Raw genomic sequence first — 3,356 nt, 5'->3', positions numbered from 1 at the left:
AGGTCAACAGCATCGTGAGTACGCCGTAGGCGGCGCCCGCCACGACCACCAGCCGCACCCGGCTGCGCTCGTCCAGCCACGTCCCGAGGAACCGGCTGAGCAGGATCGCCAGGATCGGCAGCGCCTGCAGGGCGTGCAGCCCCACGAAGTGCCCGATCCGCAGGTCCCCGCCGGTGGTGCTCCAGCCGACCAGGGGGAGCCCGGGCCCGCCGTCCGGTACGCCCACGCTGTGCGCCCCGCCGATCCCCTCGGCCATCTCCTGGCCGGGCACCACCATCGGGATCGCCGCCAGCATGCCGAGCAGGGACAGGCCGAGCCCCCACCCGACCGCGTACCTGGCGACCCGGTCCGCCATCGGCTGGCGCAGGACCACGATGCCGATGACGAGGTGCGCGACGAAGAGCACCATGATCGAGGCGCCCATCACCTGCCACAGCGCGGCGTTCAGCGGGGTCGTCTCGTTGTAGTGGCTGGTCGTGCCGCGCAGCACCTGCCCGACGATCACCGCCATCTCGGCCAGTGACATCGCGACGATGACGGTGCCCGCCCGCTCCGCGGTCCGGCTGCGTCGCGGCAGCAGGGAGAGCATCCAGGCGAGGGTGGTGCCGTACAGCACGAACGACACGGCGAACTTGAACGGCTTGAGCCAGATCGGAACACCGGTGAGGACGCGGGGATCGGCGACGACGCCGATCGCGGCGACGACGGCGAGCACCGCCATCCCCGCGACGAAGACCATCATGGGGCGGTGCCAGTGTGCCGCCCGGCGCAGTGCGGTAGTCATACCTGTAGATGCTCGTGAACCCGCCTCCCGATCGCGCCCGACCTCAGGCCCGTGAAGCGACCGGCGGTCGGAGCCGCGTCTCCTCCCGCGGGAGGAGACGGACCATCGGACCCGGGAACGGCTGCCGGCCCGCGTACCCCGGAGCGAGAGGCTTGTCCTCGTCGCCGGTCAAGGTGGGCGGGCGGCCTGTTCGGAGGGGACCGCCCCGGCCCGGATCCGGGCCGGGGCGGTCGGGCGTCGGTCAGAAGGTGGCGACGTTGAGCAGCTTCTCCTGGATGCCGTCCGGGTCACCCGCCGGCCAGCTGTAGTTGGTGGTACCGGCCGACTGGAGGGCCGACTTCACGGCGCTCGGGGTGGCCGTGGGGTGGGTCGCCTTGTAGAGGGCGGCGCCACCGGCGACGTGCGGGCTGGCCATCGAGGTGCCGGAGATGGTGTTGTAGCTGCCGCCCTTCCAGGTGGAGTAGATGCAGACACCCGGGGCCATCAGGTCGACGTCCGCGCCGAAGTTGGAGAAGTCGGCGATCGTGTCGTCGACGTCGCTGCGGCAGGTGGCCGCCGCGCCGCCACCGGGGAGCCCGTTGAAGTCGGCGAGCGCGCTGACGGTGATGACCTCGTCGTATGCGGCCGGTACGTGGTTGGCGGCGTTGTCGGTCTCGTTGCCTGCCGCGACGACGTACGTCACGCCGGAGGCGACGGACCTGCAGACCGCCTCGTGCATGGCGTCCTGGTTGCTGCCGCAGGCGCTGTCGGAGCCGGAGCCGCCCAGGCTCATGTTGGCGACCTCGATCTCGCTGGCGTGCGCGGTCACGTAGTCGATGCCGCAGATGATGGCCGAGAACGTGCCGCTACCGGCGTTGTTGAGCACCCGTACCGGCCAGACCCGGGCGCCGGGGGCGATGCCGACCGCGCCGATGCTGTTGTCGAGCGCGCCGATCGTGCCGGCGACGTGCGAGCCGTGGCCGTTGCCGTCGTTCGCGCTGGTGCCGGTGGAGCAGTTCTTGGCGCCGGCGGTGTAGACGTTCAGGTCGGGGTGGGTGAGGTCGATGCCGGTGTCGATGACCGCCACGTCGACGTCGACCCGCTCGTCCGCGCCGTTGATCTTCGCGGTCGGGCTCAGCTCGGCGTCGGCCCGGTTGATGCCGGTCGGCGTGGTCTGGGCGGTGGCCGTCACCACCCCGTCGGGCTGGACGAAGAGCACCCGCGAATCACGGGCGATGCGGGCGGCGGCGGTCGCGCTCATCCGGGCGGAGTAGCCGCGGAGGGCGTGTTCGTAGACGTGGCCGACGGTGGCGCCGTTGGCCCTGGCCTGCTCCGCGGCGACCGACGACGAGTTCGCGTCGGCGCGGAGGACGACGATGTAGCCGCTGTCCGCCTCGGCGCGGGGGGCGGCGGTGGCGCCGGTCGCCGAGGCGGCGACGACGATGCCGGTCAGCATCGCGACGCCCAGTGTCTTGCGCATGGGGGTTCCTCTCCACGTGCGGTAGGGGCGGTTGGCCCATGCCGAGGTTGCCGCAGCCGGCCGCGCCCGAACCAGAGGGCAGAGGCATCCGTTATTGGAAATATATAAATCAGCATAAATCGGGGCACAACGTCGGACCTGGCGTTCGGCGGCCAGGTGGGCGGAGCGCTCGTACTCCTGCCGGGTTATCGCCGGGTGTCGGTGCGGTGTTTCATCACCGTCGTGTTGGCGGCGGGACGGCGGACGGCTACCGTCGATCCAGCTGCACCGAGAAGGGCCCGCGACCGCGATGGACACACCGCCACCCGACGTCGTACGTCGCGCCGCCGCCGGTGACGGCCGCCGTCGCGGAGGTCCTGCGGGGAATCAGGCCGATCGTCGTGCGCTACAGCCTGGCCCGGCTGGGGCATGTCGGCGCCGGTGGCGCCACCGCCGAGGACGTCGCCCAGGAGGTCTGCCTCGCCGTGCTGCGCGCCCTGCCGCGCTTCACCGATCAGGGTCGTCCCTTCCTCGCCTTCGTCTACGGCATCGCCGCCCGCAAGGTCGCGGACGCGTGTCGGGCCGCGAGCCGCGACCGTACGGACAGCGTCGCGGCCGTTCCGGACGCGCCGGACCCCCGCCCCGGCCCGGAACTGCGTGCTGTCACGGCTGACCTGGGCGCCAGGCTCAGCGCCCTGCTGGCGCAACTGCCGGCGACGCACCGGGAGATCCTGGTGCTGCGGCTGGGGGTCGGGATGACCGCCGAGGAGGTCGGTACGGTGCTCGGTATGACCGGAGGCGCGGTACGGCTGGCGCAGCATCGCGCGCTGAACCGGTTGCGCGTCCTCGCCGGCGACACCCTCGCCCGGATGATCCCGTGACCGCCGACGTACCCCCGCCGACCGACCCGGTCCTGCGGGACGACCGACTGTTCGACGCGCTCAACCGCGGCGAGCCGCCGCCTCCCGACCACCCCGCCGACGACCCGGTGACCGCCCTGCTCGCCGACTGGCGCACCGAGCTGGTGACGCGGTCCGAGCAGGTGGAATCCAGGATGGAGCGGAATCAGGCCGGGGAGGGGACGGGCGACCCGGCGGCTCCGCCGTCCGCGGCACCCCCGGCCCGCCGGCTCCG

General features: G+C 72.4%; 4 protein-coding genes. 2 read left to right on the top strand and 2 right to left on the bottom strand.

Annotated elements, in window-relative coordinates; all coding sequences use genetic code 11:
- Together JNW89_RS31890 and JNW89_RS31885 are read right to left on the bottom strand one after the other, a co-directional pair.
- On the bottom strand, positions 1 to 784 hold a 784-nt coding region (locus JNW89_RS31890; protein WP_238451884.1), incomplete at its 3' end, for a hypothetical protein.
- 241 nt (positions 785 to 1,025) lie between these two features.
- A complete protein-coding gene (locus JNW89_RS31885) occupies positions 1,026 to 2,243 on the bottom strand; it encodes a S8 family serine peptidase (protein ID WP_238451883.1) in 1,218 nt (405 codons plus the stop codon).
- Positions 2,244 to 2,575: 332 nt separating this feature from the next.
- Here JNW89_RS31885 and shbA point away from each other — a divergent pair, with 332 nt between their 5' ends.
- A complete protein-coding gene (gene shbA, locus JNW89_RS38335) occupies positions 2,576 to 3,103 on the top strand; it encodes an RNA polymerase sigma factor ShbA (RefSeq protein ID WP_309140046.1) in 528 nt (175 codons plus the stop codon).
- Positions 3,100 to 3,356: anti-sigma-D factor RsdA (locus tag JNW89_RS31875; protein ID WP_238451882.1), on the top strand; the 257-nt coding region annotated here is incomplete at its 3' end. The genes shbA and JNW89_RS31875, both read left to right, overlap by 4 nt.

It is taken from the genome of Micromonospora sp. 4G55, assembly GCF_016803375.1.
Note: the sequence above shows the minus strand (reverse complement) of the source record. Positions and strands in the feature narration are given on the sequence as shown.

Bases quoted from the DNA above. Each gene is read 5' to 3' on its own strand.
- JNW89_RS31885 (WP_238451883.1), bottom strand. From the start codon at position 2,243: ATGCGCAAGACACTGGGCGTCGCGATGCTGACCGGCATCGTCGTCGCC.